Genomic DNA, 16,395 nt, shown 5'->3' on the forward strand with positions numbered 1-16,395 from the left:
GTTGCGATGAAGAAGTGTCGTGGCTCGATGATTGGGGAGCAAACAGATGAGGAAAACCAAAGGGGGATGGGTTTGTGACGAATGGCTGCTTGAGTTTTCGCTGGATCCTTTTATTTCGGGGGAGTTGTGAGGAAAGCTTGCGCAACTGAGATGAGGACCACATCGGGATTGCTTTACCTGAGGCGCTCTTAAATCTTTTTGCTGGTAATTCATAATCATCGAGGCCTGCTTGCGAGGCTGTGCGCTTTCTTCCTTGGTTATACATCGGGTATTACTCATTAGTGTATAGAGCTCTTATGATTAGCAACATTCAGGCCATCACGAATCACTATTTGTGAAGTGCTAACGGAGCACAGTGAATTAGGGAGAAAAGCCAATAGCTTGACGAAGGGAGAGAGCTTAACCTATTTCGCCGTGGGTATAATTTTACCCACTATAAGGTTTACAAAATGAAAAATTTATCAATAACAGATAGATATAAGTTGGCACTGTAACTGCTAATAGCTTGAATAGAAGATTTTCTATGCTACGGAGTTAAGGGTTATATGGCGCTAACTGATGTCGCGATAGCAAGCGAGCGACGCCTAACACGGGCTTTGCAACTCAGAGTGGATGGGATCAGCTCGCTTAATGCGATGACCGATGATTTCTTGCGCTTGTCGTCGCTGCAGGGGCAGGAGGGGATTTCACAGGCCTATCAGTTTAATTTGGAGTTGAGGGCAAATGATGTAGAACAGTTAAACCGACAGCAAGTGGAGCAGTTAGCCAGCTTTAATGCTGCCGCTGTGGTCGGTTTATGGGGAAGTGTCCGGATTGCTTGTGCTTGGCATCAAGACCGTTTTGCCCTCCACCCAGTAGATGACGCTGCCGATTGGGAAGGCAGCACGCCGTCACGCTATTTTCAGGGGATTGTAACTAGCATGACGCTGATGGCCCCTGGTTGTTACCAACTGGCGCTGGGTTCACCTTTACATTTTCTTAATTTACGTAATCGCTATCACATTTATCACAGCATGGATGTTGTTGCTTTGTTTAGTTGTTTACTAGAGCGGGAAACTGCGTCGGGACGCTTAAAGCTTGAATTTCGTCTTGATGAAAGCCTAACCGTGAGTCGGGTGCAAGATTGGTTGCAAGCCGGTGAAACGGATATGGCATTTTTACAGCGCATCGCTGGTCACGTCGCGGTGCATTATTACTTTATACATCACTCAAATGAACTTAGCTTAGTGTTCTCTAATCGGCCGACGGCGCTACGAGAAGTAGATATCCCCAACTGTGAGCAGCAGCCTCTAGCCTTGCGTTACAGTTATTCTAGTGCGGAAAAACTGGGTCTACAGCAAGACGATTTGTTTTGTGACATGAGTTATCAAGTTAAACTGGTGCCTCAGTCAGTGGATGCAATCCTCACCCGCGAAGAGGCGCAGTGGGAGCAAAATGATGTAGCGGGCTTTACCAGTTACAACGGCGACCCAGAACAGCAAGATAACCCACAGTATTTAAGGCATCGTCGCTACGCCTATGGCACGGATCGTAGTGAGGCAGAAGGCCAGTTAAAGAAATTAAAGCAGGAGTTGGCAAGCGATCAAGAAACCTTGTCGGGTAGCTCGACTTCACCCTTATTGAGCCCGGGATATACCTTTCAATTGTCGCAACCGACAGCTGCCAGTAGCAACGAGATGCGTTTAATGCGTCAGTCTTTTAGCGGCAAAACCTTCGTGGTCACCAGTATTCAGCACAAAGCGAGCGATCAACAGCCCTATAAAGGTACACTGCAGGCCAGTGAAGTCAATCCGCAAACCGACAGTAGTCAAGGCACGCTACTCAGTCCTTTTTCGATGGAAAGTACGCAACAGGGAAGTGTGCTGGCCAGGGTGTTAGAAACTGCGGTACCAAGGGGGTGGCGTTACCGGGAAAAAAGTAATTTTCAGGTGGAGCAGGCACAAAATTCTTTTGCCGGGGACGATGAAAAAGAAAAAGGCTGTTTGGTTCAGTTTGCCACCGCGCGTGATAGTTCCGAACAGTTTTGGGTAAGGTTGAGTTCGCATAGTTCATCGGCACCCGAAGTGGGGGCGATGGTGATGGTTTCGCGCGCTAATAACGATAGCGAATTACCCGAGCTTAGCGTTGTCGCATCACACGGTTCAAAGACCGTGCAACCTCCCGATCGGCGTAATCAATCTTGGACGGCCAATACCAATTGGGGTTCCAGTTACTCTTGTAGTTATGGCGATGGCATTAGCCTGCGTTATGGTTATAGCTCGGTGGTTGATTTTGAGCGTGAAAAAGCAATTGTCGAAAGTGCCTATGATAACGCCGATATGCATGGCAACAACTATGATAATGTCAGTTTTTCGCGTGGTGGTGGATATAACCTCTCATTGAGTAATCAAAATGCCGATGGGGTGAGCAATGCCAGTGTCTCCGCTGGTAGTAGTTATAATGAAAATCATGCCAAAGTAAGTTATGGCTACAGTGATACTGGTAGCACGCAAAATTACTCTCAGGTGGGTAAAAGCGTTAGTCGTTCAGTAGTCGGCAGATACGATGGCCAAGTTGATTTAAGTCAGCCGAGCTTCATCAATGGCAGGGTGCCTGAGCAGTCGATTATCGATATCGCCAATACCTTAGCCGAAGGCGATAGCTACAATGAGCACCATGCCAAAGGACGTAGCATATCGCTGAGTGGGCAGGGGATTGCCCCGCCAAGCTTTGGTGGCTCTAGTGCAGTGGTTTACTCCGACAGCATTGTCTGTGGTAATACCGAAAGTAAATCGCAGCACATGGGTAACGCCAGTAATAGTAATCAGCATATTGGTAATAGTAATTCCACCAGCCTTACGCTGGGCAATAGTGACTCCAGTCATACGACGCTGGGGAATAATAGCTCCATATCGGCTCAAATCGGCGATACCTTTGCTATGAACTCCTTTATGGGCAATCGTACCGACATCTCAACAACGCTGGCAACGGTCACCAATATGTCAACCTTCTTAGGTTTGACCTCGCATATCGATACTTATATGGGCTTGAAGAACAATATCTCTACCCAGCTTGCGGCAACGAGTAACATTAATACTAGTATGTCGGCCGTTAGTAATATTGAAACCAGTATTGGAGCTAGCAATACCATCAGTACCAACCTTAGTGCCAGCAATGAGCTCAGTACTAAAATTGCGGCGAGTAATGCCATGGCGACCCATATTGGCGCATCGAATAGCGTCACCACGAACATCAGCGCTAGCAATAATGTGTCAACGACTCTGGGAGTGGCCAATCATACCGAAACCTACTTAGGACTTAAAAACTCAACGTCTACATTTATCGGCGCGACTATGGATAGCAGCGTAAAACTCGGTAGCAGCATTTCGTCATCGGTGGCTTTGGCCAGTGATATCAGTTCGTCTACTTTTATGGGGGCGAAAATTGAAGATTCGAGTTTCTTTGGCATGAAAGCCGAATTCTCAACTTTTATGGGGATCAATATCACCAGTAAAACGGTTGCTTCGGTGGATATTGAAATGAAAAGTGCACCCTTAGCGCTCAAGCCTCTGAAAGCCTCGGTTGAGATTGAAATCGACTCGGGTCCACAAATCAACATGCTGGTCATGCAGATTAATCTATGACGATGCAGCTGATTAAACCTCGATGTTTAGGCCTGATATCGCGGCCTTATCGCTTTGATGAATGGGGCTTAGCCATTGGCGCCTTAAGTTTTTTTTCGCTAGAGAAAACACCCCGCTTGCTGCTTGAAAGTGAGCAATGGCCGCTCATGACCAAAGCGTTGGGGCAAACTCAGGTGCTGGATATGGGATTCGCCAAACCGAAGGGGGAAGTATTGGTCGCGGGCGCGGCATACCCGACCGAAGGTCAGGCTGCCGAGCGTTGTCGGGTTGCGCTGCAGGTGGGGCCTGTAGACAAGAGTCTTGTTGTCGTCGGTGATCGCTACCTCAGGCATCGCTGGTTAACGAAACTCAGCCAGCCGCAGCCTTTTCGTCACATGCCGTTGAGCTATGAGCGGGCCTATGGCGGGCCTAACATGCCCAATAACCCTATTGGTCGCGGTGCCGGTTGTAAAAATCAAGGTACTAAGCTGCAGCCTTTGGCTAACTTTTACTATCCTTCCGATAATCAGCGCTTAGGATATCAACCCAAGCATCCTGCAGGCCTTGGGCCACTGGATATTGGCTGGCCGCAGCGTAGCCGATATCAGGGAACTTATGACGAAAAATGGCTCGCGGAACGCCACCCCGGATTTCCGCAAGACGCTGATCCAAAGTTGTTTTTAGCCGCAGCCGAAGATCAACATTTTAATGCTTTCATTAAGCCTCAAACGACCTTTAAGCTTAGCGGATTGCATCCTGAAATAAGTACCATTGCAGGTATTTTACCCAATATTCGGATTCGTATGTTGGTTCAGCAGCAGTTGGATGGTGCGCTTTATTACCGGGAAGTCGAAAACTATATTGATACCCTATGGTTGTTTCCTGACGCGTTGTTGGGGGTGGCGATACATCGTGGGGTTGTGCCAATTCAGGATGTCGATGGTTTGGACATCAAACAACTACTGTTAGCCTGCGAAGGTGTGGATGACCCCCCTCGCTCGCTGGCCCATTACCAACAGCAACTGGCAGAGCGCAGTGACCCGACATCGGCCACTAATAGTCTGTTGAACGAAGCGCCACTGTTGCCCGAGAAGACGCCGCAGCAATTGGCCCGCCGCAAAACTCTCATCACCAATGCTCAAAATGCGCTGCAAGAACGCAAGCGAGCTAAACTCTCCGCCTTAAAGGCCGGCCAGCCAGAGTTGGGTTTAGCCAGTCCTGAAGACGACTCGGAGCTTGACTCGCTGGCAGCGATCCCCTCTGAACTGATGAGCGAATTCGATTACGATCTATCACCTGTCATGGCAAAGGTAAATAGCTTGTGCGCGAAGCTCAAAGCGAGCAATACCGCTGCGAGCCCTGTGCAAGCAAGCAAGCCACCCGGGCAAAGCAATCAGCAGTTGCGAGCGCGACTCATGCGGATTGCTGGTGAACGGGATGCAACAGCAAGCGGCTTATCCCCGCAGGCACAGGCGGAGCAACTACAAGCGGCGTCAAGCCTGCAAATGCGTCAACTTAGTCCGACCGTGACCGTCGATTATCTCCCCCTGCCAGAGCAACAATCTTCGCTACTTCGAATATGGCTGCAAGAGCTACTTGCTGCAGGCGAAAGCTTGTCAGGGCGAGACTTGGCTGGCGCCAATTTAAGTGGCTTAGATTTTAGCGGGCAAAATTGCCGCAATGTAATGCTGGAGGGGGCAGATCTTAGTGATTGTAATTTCTCGTCCTGTGATCTGAGTGGTGCAGTGCTCACCGGAGCCTGTATTCGTGCCAGTAACTTTAGCAAGGCCAAGCTGCATGCTAGTAATTTGTCTGCAACCACTGGTGATGGGCCTTGTTTCGATGGTGCTGAACTCATTAAAACCCAGTTGCTGGAAGCGCAGCTCAGCAATGCCAGCTTCATTCAGGCTTCGCTTAAGCAAGTCAATGCGACCAAGGCCAAACTAAAAGCCGCCAACTTTAGCGGGGCTGAGCTCATAGACAGCCAGTTGCTGCAAACCGAATTAGTCGGCAGTGTCTGGCAGCATTGCCAGGCTAGCGCCCTCGTTATGTATGGGGCCGATTGCTGTGACAGCAACTGGCAGCATGCTCAGGTAAAGCGTTGCGTCATGGTCAACATGCGGCTGAGTTTTAGTCGTTGGCAAGGGAGCCGTTGTGAACTGCTACAGTTCGGCCCTGGGGGGGAGTGGCAAGGGGTTAACCTGAGTCGCGCAAGCTGGAAAATATGTGGTTTGAGAGCGCTCAGTTTAAAAGATTGCACAGCAAGTTCGGCGGTGTTTGTCGAATGTGATTTTAGTTCGGTGCAGTGGGTCGATTCAGACTTAAGCCAAAGTACCTTCTATCGTTGTTTGATGGGCGATGCCCTGTTTCATTCATTGGATTGGCGAGCCAGCCTACTGCACCAAACCAAGCTACGTAAAGTTAAGGCTAGTCAGGTCGACTGGCGAGGCGCCACTATGCATGAAGTCGATACTGACCATGGTGCTTTTGATCTGTGCCGTGTTCATGGGCTCAAACAAAGCCCGAAACCGAAAAAACTAATTCCTGATCAAGAGGTTAATACTAATGCAGCCCAATGATTTACAAGAATACGCAGCAACAGGCAAACCGGTGATGAATGCCGAATTTTGTGGTCAGAGCTGGCAACAAATTTCGATAGAGGGGCTAACGTTTATTGAATGTAAATTTAACCAGATGAACTTACAGGCATGCCAATTGACACGCTGTGTGTTTATCCGCTGTGATTTTTCCCAAAGCAGTTTAGTTCAGCTTCATTGGCAACAAAGTAATCTGTTGCAGTGTCAGGTTAAAGATACGCACTGGCAAGGGCAGTGTCATGGGGCCACTTTTGCGGAATGTAACTTCACTGGCGCCGTGTTGAATAACTTGGAGATTGAGGCCAGTACTTTTAGCGACTGTCAGCTCGATAAAGTCGCTGTCATGCGTTGCAGTTTTAAAACGACCGCTTTAAACCAGTTATCTCTGGATGGCGCATTGCTCGATAGTTGTCAGTTAAACAACGTGGCGTGGCTGAAGGCTGATTTAAGCGATGCCAAGCTCATCAACTGCCAGTTTAATCAGGTTTTGCTGCTGGAATGTGATCTGAGCGCTCAGGACTTAAGCCAAGGACAATTACAAAATTGCACCTGCTCAGAGAGTCGATTTATTGGGACACAGTTTAAAGACGCCCAGCTTCAGGGGAGTAACTTTTCGAAATGTTTGATTGAAGAGGCTTGCTTTGAAGGGGCGCAATTGCAACGTAGTTTATTCATCGAAGCGACGATTAAAAGCTGTTCATTTAACCAAGCCCACATGCAGGGCGTAAATTTCCAGCAAGCGACGCTTGATGCTTGCTTATTCAATCGATGCCAGTTGAATGAGTCTTGGTTTAAACATGCGGTGATCAGCGATAGCGATTTTTCTGCGAGTGAGCTAAGCAATGCCAATTTTTCCCATGCAGTGCTTAAATCCTGCAATTTTCAGGACGTGACTCTACAGCGTACCAACATTCACGCGATGCAGGACAAAGATTGTAAATGGCCCAAATTTACTGAGGGGACTGTGCTGCAAACCGATGTCGAACTAAATCAGATCGAACAAAAACTAAATCAACTGGGGATCATTCTATGAAGCCATATGTTGCTTATCAACAATTGAGAGTCGAGCTACCACAAACCACAGCAAAGCCTGAACAAGCCGCTTATATAGTGGCTCATGTGACCGCCGTGATTCACGATGAAGCGGGGCGGGCGGTAAAATATCAGCTTGATCATGATGTTGAAGTGGTGTTGGCAATGAGTTCATTAATTCAGCCGGTTCGTGGTGATTTAGTTGCTTATCTTAAGACCGAGGCTGGTTGTTTTCTGCTGCATATCCTGCAACGTAATTGCGAGCAGGTGACGCAAATAAATAGCGTCCATCCGATACAACTGCACGCGCCCAAAATTGTTCTTTCGGCAGAGCAGGAGCTTGAATTGCTTTCACTGAATCGCTTTTCTCTCACCGGTCAACATGGGCTTATTTCGGTGAGCGGAACCTTGGTGAGCTGTGCTGATTTCATGGTGAAACAGGTGAATCAGTTGATGGTCACAGCCAAAGGTTTACTGCGCCTGTCTGGCAGGCAGCAGGTGATTACCGCCGAAGAAGATGTACGTATCGACGGCAAACGGATCAATATGGGGTGAATATTATGTTTGCAAATACCCAAATGACGGCGATTAATTTGGCCTTTCCCGATGTCTGTAAAACTCTGGTAGGGGTGGCACCAGTGCCGCTCCCTTATCCAAATATTGCGACCACCAGTATGGCGATCCCAACGGTGTTTAATCAGTTCACCGAAGCCATGCCAGATCACAACTTGTTGACGACGGTGGTGTTAAGTAATGGTGACGAAGCTGGCCTGTTGTTGGGATTGGTATCGAACCTGATTATGGGGCCATGTAGCCACGTGGTCGGGAGCTTTAAGGTCTTCAAGTCGGTCATGCCTGCAACCAAAATGTTATCGATCACTGGTCAGAATGGCCCCTTGGCTAATGTACCCGGTGTGACCTTAAGCCCCTGCCAGGTGAAGGTGATGATATTGAGTTAGTGGCATGTATTCATGTCTATATAAAGTTTATTGTAGTTTGTTGAGCCGGATTTTTTGGCTGTTGAAAGGAGCACAACATGGAAGATGGGTCAGAAAAAAGAGCGGTGTTAATTGCTGGGGCGGGTAGCTTAAGCCCAAGTCCGTTACTCGAAAAAGCGCGGCAGCTTAGAGCAAATAAAAAAAGTCCAAACAAAGTTCAGCAGTCTGTTCCTGCTCATTCAGAGCCAAGTAAACGACAGCTTAAATCTGATGGGACAGCGGTGTATCCGAATGTATCCTTAGATGTTTCGCAAGGTGCTAGAGCCAAAATCGAGCAAAAACGTAAAGAGTTGGCGCAAAGCCGAACCTTGCCCTCATCAGGTGAGGTTTTTATCGCAACAGGGCCTTCACGTCCAGAGATGACGGTAGATGGGGTTATCATAAAAAATAAGAAAAAGACCAACACGAGCACCAAAATAACTGATCCTACATTTGGTTTTAAAGAAGGTGTTAGCCAGTTTTCAAACGGAGACTCAGAATTTACAAACAGGATATTTACCTCATCAAGCCCCGATTGGACAAAAACCAAATATGGTAGCCACGATGAATTTCTAGAGGCTTCAAAAGCGGTTCAATCGGAGATTGCTTCCGGTGGACATGCTTTATTTCGGGCAGATCCTAGCAACGTTGGCAAGGGGTATTTGGGCAAACATGATCCTGTATTGAGTGTTGCCAATTTACGAGAGCGATTAAATAAGCAAACCATTCTAGGGATTGGCACCGGTATGCCCACATCTACATCCTCAAAATTCACTTCATATAAGGCCTTTAATCAGTCGGAAAACATGGCGAGAACTGAAGCTTCGCTGTTGCTTGCAAAAGATACAGCCAAGGTTGGTGTATTTAAGGGACAAGCTTCTTATAAGGCAACTTCTGATTTTAAAAAGGATATCGGTATATCAGTTGAAAAAGGCAAACCGGGTACCACCATGGTACAGAGAACTCAGGTTTCGCTAAATTCGAGCCTTGACCCCACTCAAGTGAAAACTGAGTTGAATGCGGGCCGGGCATCTACCGTGCCTTGGACGGTTGCTCAACATTTTCCGACAAAATAGACCTAGTGTTATGAGCGGAAACTATTAAAGCCTGAGCCTTTTGAGGAAAAACTCTGTTGATGCTGATGTTTAGGCTGAGCGTGTGCATTTGAGTGGGCCATTGGTGACAGGCTTAAGCTTGGCTCTATCTTGTTACTAAAGCTATGGCTCCCAAGTCCGGTGCGCAGCTTGGTGCCGGGAATGCTGTCATTTCGGCTGACAATGTTGGGGCTTACACCACTAAAATAACCGCGGGTTTGGGGGTTTAGCTGATGATACATAATCGTTGTATCCCGTTTAGAAAACTCGCCGCCACTTACTGTCGGTGCCGGGCGTCGTGGGCTGGAACTGGGCTCGCCAAGCTCTTCTAGAGTGCGCATGCGCAGCTCTGTATGACTTACTTTGGAACCTAGGCCATAGGCGTTTGCCAGCTGGTAGTGGTCGTTAACCCCTTTATCGCGAACAATTCTAACCAATTGTTGATAATCTCGCAGCGGTGCGGCAATGGTAGATTTCATGGTGTTGTTTGCTCCTGTTTGACCGTTTGCTCAGGGGGACTATCAGGCCATTGAACTAGCGATGTTGCTAAGTTGAAGTGCTGCTGTTGCCAATGCTTCGCGTTATCAATCGTGCTAAAAGGACCAAGTAATGCAACATACCATTGTCGCTGATTGTCGTGAGTGGCAAAAATATTAGCGGTTTGACTTAACTCGAGTTTATTCAAGGCGAAGCTGGCTTGTGTTAAATCAGAGTATAGGCCAATTTGAACCGCAAATTGGCGATTGCCGGTATCAGCGACTTTAAGCTGTAAGTCTTGATTGCTGAGAGGCGATTTAAGCGACGCGCTATCAAGTTTAAATTTAAGCGGATTTAATACGGTATTCGGCGGAAGGATGGCAGTTAAACTTACGCCAATCGCGGCAAATAACACGAAGATAGCGAGCAGTGTCTTTGCCATGTTCTTATTCTCTTTATTGTTAATAATGTAAATTTAACAACTTTCGCTGGGTTTGCAATTAATAAGCTGTCATTTTGCCGCTTAGCTGCAAAATAGACTGGCAAAGTTATGGTCGGTGTTAGTTTTTGATGTCCTGAGTTTGAGTGCTGATGTGATGGTAGACAAGGGGATTAGCTGCTTTTCATCGTTCAGGTTAAAGATCTCATGGATCTCCACATAATGCTGATACAAGGTCTTTGGTTTACCTCGATAATAAATCCGTTGGTTGTCATCGGGCGCTGAAAAGGTGAAGGGTAGCATGCTGAATTTTAGCTTGTGCATTGCGCTGATTGAGGCTCGGTTATGGGCAAAAGCACAAGCATAACATGCGCTTATCTTGTGATAGTGTTCTCCCAAATATAGTAAGGTCTGCAATGCTTGAGGACCAAGTTGCTTGCCTTGAAAGTCTTTACCCAGCCAGAAGTAAAAAAAGCCAATGTTCTGCCGGATCCGTAGGCAAACCGATCCCACAAAACCCCAATGATCATGGATCAAGGCGAATACTCGCTGGTCTGGTTGTGATTGATTTTGATGAAGCCAATGTCGCCATTCGGCTTCACTGGCAAAGTTTGGTAAATTGCATAACTCGGCGATTGAGGGTTCATAAAATTGCCAGATAAACGCATTGTAGTGCTCGTAATCCAAGGGGATTAAAGTGAGCAGTTGATTGGAGCAATCGTCAGGGTGGTAAGATATGTTGCACTGACGTTGTTGCAGTAGCGTTATACTCTGGGTTAATTGTTGGGCTTCTGGATAGTGCAATAGTGCATTGCGTAAGCTTGCTTCTGCGTTATTTAGGTTTCCAGTTTTAATTAATGTCACCACGGTCTGATAGCAGTTATCAATCGCATTTTGTTGTAAACCTCGGGTACTTTCTAACCCAGCAATATATTTATGCAGTTGACGTCTTAAAATTAGTAGCAAGGACCAGTCTTCAAGCCAATCAGCTAATTCAATTGCTTTGATGAGTAATTGCGCTGAGGTTTGGCTCACTGGGTAAGCTTCTAATTTTTGTTGTCGTAACCACAGTAACCACGTTATACGCTCACAGGGAGAAATGCCATGTTGTAAGCCGTAGGTAATTTGGCTAGCAACCCGCGAGCCCATTTTATTGTCGAAGATCTCATGGCTTGCTAAGCCGGCGAATTTGAGTGAAAAATTGAATGATTCCATAGGCTTTAACCAAGTCTTTTGGGGATAAATAGCAATTGTTTAGAAAACGGTTCTGAAAATATATTCAAGCTTAATGCCAGTGCGAATAAATCGCAGATTAATTCAAGTAAGCGTCACTCGGACATGGTATTGACCATCAATATTGGATAGCGCTATGGATACCTGGAAATAGATACATTGAGGCGCTGTGCTGGAGGGCTGACTAGATTTCAGGTGATAGATTCATGCAATCATCATCAGCATTATTTACTAACCTATCTGTCAAATAATGAGTTTGTCAACTAATGTATTGTTTATGAGTGAAAGCCGATAGTTTGTTTTTGGTTGTTTATAGGGTAAGGATGAACCCGGCACTATCAATAACTCAAAGATAGGAACAGGGAATAGTGAAAGACATATTGGAACAAAATATTGTTGGTCACTCGTACGCTATCAAAAGGGTGATCAAAGCCATTCGAACTCAGGCTGTATTTCCCACACCAGTGATTATCACGGGTGAAACAGGAACCGGTAAGGAATTGGCAGCACGTGGTTTGCATTATTCTGGAGGCCTTTCCAGTAGGCCATTTATTGCGCTTAACTGTTCCACCTTTAATGATGATTTATTTGTCAGTGAATTGTTTGGTCACAAGAAAGGTTCATTTACCGATGCTAAAACCGATCGTCAAGGCTTGTTAGCTGCGGCAGAGGGGGGCACTTTGTTTCTTGATGAGATCGATAGTTTGTCACTTAAATCTCAGGCGACGTTATTGCGTTTTTTACAAGAAAAAGAATTTCGTCCGGTAGGAAGTAACGACACCTGTAAAGCGAGTGTTAGGCTTGTGACTGCAACCAACTGTGATCTAGCAGAGCAGATCACCAAAGGTTGTTTTCGTGAAGATCTTTACTATCGTCTATTGATTTTGACCATTCATATGCCTCCCTTGCGTGAACGTATCGAAGATATGCCCGAACTGATAGAACACTTTTTGAGTAAGTTCGACAGTCAATACCAGTTAGGGCGAAACAGAGTCAGCGAACGAATCATGCATCAGCTGTGTCAACATAATTGGCCTGGTAATGTTCGAGAGTTAGAAAATACCTTACATCGGCTGTATTTAACCGCAGAACTCCCGCTCATTGATAATGTTGAGTACTTGCTGTTTGCATCAAAAACTTTGCGCGAGACCCAAACTGTGGTTGCTAAATCGAAGATTGCCACTGAGCCGGAAAATTTTGATGGTATTTCTTTCGCCGATGCTAAACGTCAAACAGTAGAGGCTTTCGAACTTGCTTTTGTGAAACATGCCTTGGTGAAGTGTAACGGTAATATTACTAAAGCTGCATCACTTTGTGGAAAAGAGCGCAGGGCATTTGGCAAGTTGGTGAAGAAATACAATATCAGTAAAAATTACCCTGACCTCGGCTTATCCTGCTGAGTTTTTCCTGTGAAACTTGGCGATTACTCAAGGGATCTGGTATCCATTAAAGGCGAACAATAAAAGTAATATTAAACTTTTAATGAATTCATAAGTCATGTTTACCCATCTCGGACCCTATCTATATAGCCTTAGCTACATCTTATGCGCAACTTACTTACCAAAATGACAGCGATACAAACTTAAATGATGGGGTTGCAGCATCACTCAATAGCTCTCTGAATCGAAACGTACCGGGCTACAACTTACCCACTGGGTATTAATTCACGCGTTCCTGATCACCTAAAATATACGCAGATAACATCCAACTATATATATCCCATTGTTCTTACTTGTTAATTATTTGTTTTGTCAATTTGGCATCAGTTTTGCTGAAGGTTTGGTTATGTCGTTTACCACGAGGGTAACTATGACGGACGAAGTACAAGACATCAAGTTGGTGATCTTACGTTACCTGCAACAGCATCCGGGATCAGAAGACTCCCTTGCAGGCATTACCGACTGGTGGGTAAAGCGGCAACGTTTCGATGATTCTATGATGGCGGTAGAGACAGCATTGAAGCGTATGGTAGGGGAACAGATCGTGGTTGAAACAAATCGCAACGGTGTTTCTTATTACCGATTTAATGCGAAGGCATAAGCAAGGACGTGAGTCCGCAATAGTAGTTTTGAGTGCTAGTCATAAGGAGCTTTTGACTAGCCAAATCGTTAAGGAGTGAAGTTTTGGAAAGTTTACAAAAGAAACTGTCACGCGTTCGTTCTCCACGGGTACATATTACTTATGATGTGGAGATTGGAGATGCGATTGAACAGCGCGAGTTACCCCTGATGGTGGCTATTTTGTCAGATCTTTCTGGTGACCTGCCGTCCGTTGCACCAAATGACTCAGCATTAACACCGTTACCCGCGATTAAAGAACGATCGTTTGTTGAGATTGATCGTGACAGCTTCAACGAGGTAATGACGGGCTGTCAGGTGAGGTTAAAGGTTGATGTAGAGGATGTTCTGAGCGAATCGTTGGAGACACCTGCGGCGAAAGAAAAAGGTGGGAAAGCAGCTAAGACGGCTAAGGATGGCGACGTAGAGGAAGGTGACAAAGACCCTGCCTCTGAAGCTGCTACGGACAAGAAAAAGAAAGTCTTTATCCTCGCTTTCAATTCGATTGATGATTTTAGCCCAATGAATCTGGTGAATAATATTGAACCTACCGCTGCTCTCTACCAAGGCCGTTGTTATCTGCGAGACTTTTTAGGTAAGCTCGACGGGAACGATGCGCTTGATGAGCTGTTGGTGAAACTATTTAGCGACAAAAAGTTGCAGGATGAACTGATTGGTACTTTTGCAAAGGCGGATGACTTTTCTGCAGTAACTCCCACAGGCTTCACTCAACTGATGTTGACTGAAGGACATATGGCATTAGATGACTCGCAAATTCCTTATGTTCTTAACCTGATCGGCCAGTTCACGGTTGATGTGGTGCAAAAGCTTGATCCCAATCAGCCTGCTTTTGCGGCGGACCTGATCAATGATCGTATTTCCCACGTCGACAATTTGTTGAGCCTGCAGATTAATCTAGTACTGCAACATCCTAAATTTCAGTCTTTAGAAGCGACTTGGCGTGGCTTGCACTTTTTAGTGATGAATACTGAAACCAGTACTCAATTGAAGTTGAAGGTGTTCAATGTGTCTAAGGCCGATCTACTGAAAGATTTACAAAAGGCTGTTGAATTTGATCAGAGTGCTCTGTTCAAAAAAACCTATGAAGAAGAATTTGGCACTTACGGTGGTGACCCTTTCAGCTTTATGGTTGGGGATTATGAATTTGGTCGCCATCCTGAAGACATTGAACTCCTGGAAAAAATTGCTGGTGTAGCGGCAGCGGCTCACGCCCCATTTATCACCTCTGCTTACGCTAAGCTGTTTGATTTAAAAGATTTTTTCTCTTTAGCTCAACCGCGCGACTTGAGTAAGATTTTTGAAAGTGCGGAGCTTATTAAGTGGCGCAGCTTTCGAGAAACTGACGATTCTCGGTATGTCACGTTGACCTTACCTAAAGTGCTGTTACGTTTACCCTATGGACCCGATACGGTGTCGGTGGAAGGCTTTGACTTTAAAGAAGATGTGGATGGCCGAGATGCATCACGTTATTTATGGGGAAATGCAGCATATATTTTAGCACAGCGGATCACTAATGCTTATGCTAAGTATGGCTGGTTAGCCGCAATTCGCGGTGTGGAAGGTGGCGGGCTGGTGGAAGGCTTGCCAACGCACACCTTTAAAACACCTTCCGGTGATATCAAACTGACTTGTCCTACCCAAGTGACGATTAGTGATCGTCGAGAGAAAGAACTTAACGATTTGGGATTTATGGCCATTCTACACCGTAAGGGCTCTGATAAGGCCGCATTTTTTGGTGGGCAAACAACCAACTTGCCGAAGAAATATAACACCGATGCCGCGAATGCCAATGCCCGTATTTCAAGTATGTTGCCCTATGTATTGAATGCGTCGCGCTTCGCTCACTACATCAAAGTCATAATGCGTGACAAGGTGGGTAGCTTCTTAACCAAGGATAATGCGTCAGACTTCCTTAATAACTGGATTGCGAACTATGTGCTGGTTGATGACTCAGCCCCACAAGTGATGAAAGCGAGTTATCCGCTACGTGATGCAAGGATTAACGTGACCGATGTTCCTGGCTCACCAGGCAAGTATCGTGCAACGGTATTTCTTCGTCCGCATTTCCAACTGGAAGAGTTATCGACCTCGATTCGATTGGTGGCGGAGTTACCGTAGTTTCGACACCGAAATGCAGTACCAAGTAAAGCTTGGCTGCTCAGAAATATGGACAAAATGAGAGATAAATTATGGATTTGATATTGCTACAATTTGGTGATGACAGCTTCACTAAACCCCAAGATCCTGCGGGTAGCGGCTTTCTAGACCCCTCTGGTGGATCACTTATCGACGGTGCCGCCGATGGCGATACTTGGTCAGCACTGGCCGATAATGCGGGTGGCTCGGGTTTCGATGCGAAAAAATGTGTCGAGTTAGTGTCGATTAATCAAGGTCTGCAGCAGCAAGTCACTACCGATGTGAGTAACAGTGCACGAACTTCTGGTCGGCCCATCATCAGTGATTTTACGTGCGTAAAGTATGTTGATGTGAGCTCACCCAAAATGTACGACTATTGTTTACGAGCGAAGCCTCTCGATACCGACCCTAGCAGCCCAACCATTATTTTTGTACTGCGTAACTCTGGGGATCAGCTCAACATTATTATGCGCTTCGAGTTGCGTCTCGCACTGATTAGTGAAATTCAGTTTCAGTCTCATCCGAATGATATGGCGACCGAGCAGTTTAAGCTGAATTTTACTGAAATTACTTGGCATCATCAGTTACAAGGTCCTGGAATGCAGAACAAAGGAACCATGGCAGCGGGTTGGAGTATTGCCAAAAACCGTCCAATTGGTGCTTTGTCAAGCTAACAATCTGAACCACAGGATGGGCCGGGATATGCGCGTGCTAGTCCATGCCATTGCAG

The 16,395-nt window shown here is 46.2% G+C and carries 13 protein-coding genes; 10 read left to right on the forward strand and 3 right to left on the reverse strand.

Features of this window, described 5'->3' with window-relative positions; genetic code table 11:
* Positions 1-545: 545 nt before the first annotated feature.
* The 6 genes from ACRRS0_RS10710 (at position 546) to ACRRS0_RS10735 (ending at position 9,284) form a co-directional block, all read left to right on the forward strand.
* The gene (locus tag ACRRS0_RS10710; RefSeq protein WP_432453226.1) at positions 546-3,623 is read left to right on the forward strand and encodes a contractile injection system protein, VgrG/Pvc8 family; all 3,078 of its coding nucleotides are present in this window, start codon (positions 546-548) and stop codon (positions 3,621-3,623) included.
* Positions 3,620-6,181, forward strand: a complete 2,562-nt coding sequence (locus ACRRS0_RS10715) for a DUF2169 domain-containing protein (RefSeq protein WP_432453225.1) — start codon at positions 3,620-3,622, stop codon at positions 6,179-6,181. The genes ACRRS0_RS10710 and ACRRS0_RS10715 overlap by 4 nt, the downstream gene beginning before the upstream one ends.
* The gene (locus ACRRS0_RS10720) at positions 6,168-7,232 is read left to right on the forward strand and encodes a pentapeptide repeat-containing protein (protein ID WP_432453224.1); all 1,065 of its coding nucleotides are present in this window, start codon (positions 6,168-6,170) and stop codon (positions 7,230-7,232) included. Before ACRRS0_RS10715 ends, ACRRS0_RS10720 begins: the two co-directional genes overlap by 14 nt.
* Positions 7,229-7,786 carry a hypothetical protein gene (locus ACRRS0_RS10725; RefSeq protein ID WP_432453223.1) on the forward strand — a complete coding sequence of 186 codons (558 nt, stop codon included), beginning with the start codon at positions 7,229-7,231 and terminating at the stop codon, positions 7,784-7,786. Before ACRRS0_RS10720 ends, ACRRS0_RS10725 begins: the two co-directional genes overlap by 4 nt.
* A 5-nt stretch (positions 7,787-7,791) precedes the next feature.
* Positions 7,792-8,190, forward strand: a complete 399-nt coding sequence (locus ACRRS0_RS10730) for a DUF4150 domain-containing protein (RefSeq protein ID WP_432453222.1) — start codon at positions 7,792-7,794, stop codon at positions 8,188-8,190.
* A gap of 77 nt (positions 8,191-8,267) precedes the next feature.
* Positions 8,268-9,284, forward strand: coding sequence for a hypothetical protein (locus tag ACRRS0_RS10735; RefSeq protein ID WP_432453221.1), 1,017 nt, complete (start codon positions 8,268-8,270; stop codon positions 9,282-9,284).
* 8 nt (positions 9,285-9,292) lie between these two features.
* On the opposite strand, the gene ACRRS0_RS10740 is transcribed toward ACRRS0_RS10735, so the two are convergent.
* The 3 genes from ACRRS0_RS10740 to ACRRS0_RS10750 form a co-directional block, all read right to left on the reverse strand.
* Positions 9,293-9,781, reverse strand: coding sequence for a hypothetical protein (locus tag ACRRS0_RS10740; protein WP_432453220.1), 489 nt, complete (start codon positions 9,779-9,781; stop codon positions 9,293-9,295).
* On the reverse strand, positions 9,778-10,221 hold the full coding sequence (locus ACRRS0_RS10745) for an SPOR domain-containing protein (RefSeq protein WP_432453219.1): 444 nt from the start codon (positions 10,219-10,221) through the stop codon (positions 9,778-9,780). Before ACRRS0_RS10745 ends, ACRRS0_RS10740 begins: the two co-directional genes overlap by 4 nt.
* Before the next feature lie 81 nt (positions 10,222-10,302).
* Positions 10,303-11,433 (reverse strand): GNAT family N-acetyltransferase, encoded by a 1,131-nt coding sequence (locus ACRRS0_RS10750; protein WP_432453218.1) that lies wholly within the window; start codon positions 11,431-11,433, stop codon positions 10,303-10,305.
* A gap of 386 nt (positions 11,434-11,819) precedes the next feature.
* Between ACRRS0_RS10750 and ACRRS0_RS10755 the strand changes: the two genes are divergently transcribed.
* The 4 genes from ACRRS0_RS10755 (at position 11,820) to ACRRS0_RS10770 (ending at position 16,339) form a co-directional block, all read left to right on the forward strand.
* Positions 11,820-12,851, forward strand: a complete 1,032-nt coding sequence (locus ACRRS0_RS10755; RefSeq protein WP_432453217.1) for a sigma 54-interacting transcriptional regulator — start codon at positions 11,820-11,822, stop codon at positions 12,849-12,851.
* A gap of 409 nt (positions 12,852-13,260) precedes the next feature.
* On the forward strand, positions 13,261-13,491 hold the full coding sequence (locus ACRRS0_RS10760) for a hypothetical protein (RefSeq protein WP_432453216.1): 231 nt from the start codon (positions 13,261-13,263) through the stop codon (positions 13,489-13,491).
* Between the two features lie 83 nt (positions 13,492-13,574).
* Entirely contained in the window at positions 13,575-15,647 is a 2,073-nt protein-coding gene (gene tssC, locus ACRRS0_RS10765; RefSeq protein WP_432453215.1) for a type VI secretion system contractile sheath large subunit, read from the forward strand.
* 71 nt (positions 15,648-15,718) lie between these two features.
* The gene (locus tag ACRRS0_RS10770) at positions 15,719-16,339 is read left to right on the forward strand and encodes a type VI secretion system tube protein Hcp (protein ID WP_432453214.1); all 621 of its coding nucleotides are present in this window, start codon (positions 15,719-15,721) and stop codon (positions 16,337-16,339) included.
* Positions 16,340-16,395 lie beyond the last annotated feature (56 nt).

Origin of the sequence: Agarivorans sp. QJM3NY_29 (assembly GCF_050870835.2) — a bacterium.
Taxonomy (GTDB): Bacteria; Pseudomonadota; Gammaproteobacteria; order Enterobacterales; family Celerinatantimonadaceae; genus Agarivorans.

What these genes read in the sequence shown, in the direction of transcription:
- ACRRS0_RS10710 (WP_432453226.1), top strand. Translation starts at nt 546, where the DNA reads ATGGCGCTAACTGATGTCGCGATAGCAAGCGAGCGACGCCTAACACGG.
- ACRRS0_RS10715 (WP_432453225.1), top strand. Translation starts at nt 3,620, where the DNA reads ATGACGATGCAGCTGATTAAACCTCGATGTTTAGGCCTGATATCGCGG.
- ACRRS0_RS10720 (WP_432453224.1), top strand. Translation starts at nt 6,168, where the DNA reads ATGCAGCCCAATGATTTACAAGAATACGCAGCAACAGGCAAACCGGTG.
- ACRRS0_RS10725 (WP_432453223.1), top strand. Translation starts at nt 7,229, where the DNA reads ATGAAGCCATATGTTGCTTATCAACAATTGAGAGTCGAGCTACCACAA.
- ACRRS0_RS10730 (WP_432453222.1), top strand. Translation starts at nt 7,792, where the DNA reads ATGTTTGCAAATACCCAAATGACGGCGATTAATTTGGCCTTTCCCGAT.
- ACRRS0_RS10735 (WP_432453221.1), top strand. Translation starts at nt 8,268, where the DNA reads ATGGAAGATGGGTCAGAAAAAAGAGCGGTGTTAATTGCTGGGGCGGGT.
- ACRRS0_RS10740 (WP_432453220.1), bottom strand. Translation starts at nt 9,781, where the DNA reads ATGAAATCTACCATTGCCGCACCGCTGCGAGATTATCAACAATTGGTT.
- ACRRS0_RS10745 (WP_432453219.1), bottom strand. Translation starts at nt 10,221, where the DNA reads ATGGCAAAGACACTGCTCGCTATCTTCGTGTTATTTGCCGCGATTGGC.
- ACRRS0_RS10750 (WP_432453218.1), bottom strand. Translation starts at nt 11,433, where the DNA reads ATGGAATCATTCAATTTTTCACTCAAATTCGCCGGCTTAGCAAGCCAT.
- ACRRS0_RS10760 (WP_432453216.1), top strand. Translation starts at nt 13,261, where the DNA reads ATGACGGACGAAGTACAAGACATCAAGTTGGTGATCTTACGTTACCTG.
- ACRRS0_RS10770 (WP_432453214.1), top strand. Translation starts at nt 15,719, where the DNA reads ATGGATTTGATATTGCTACAATTTGGTGATGACAGCTTCACTAAACCC.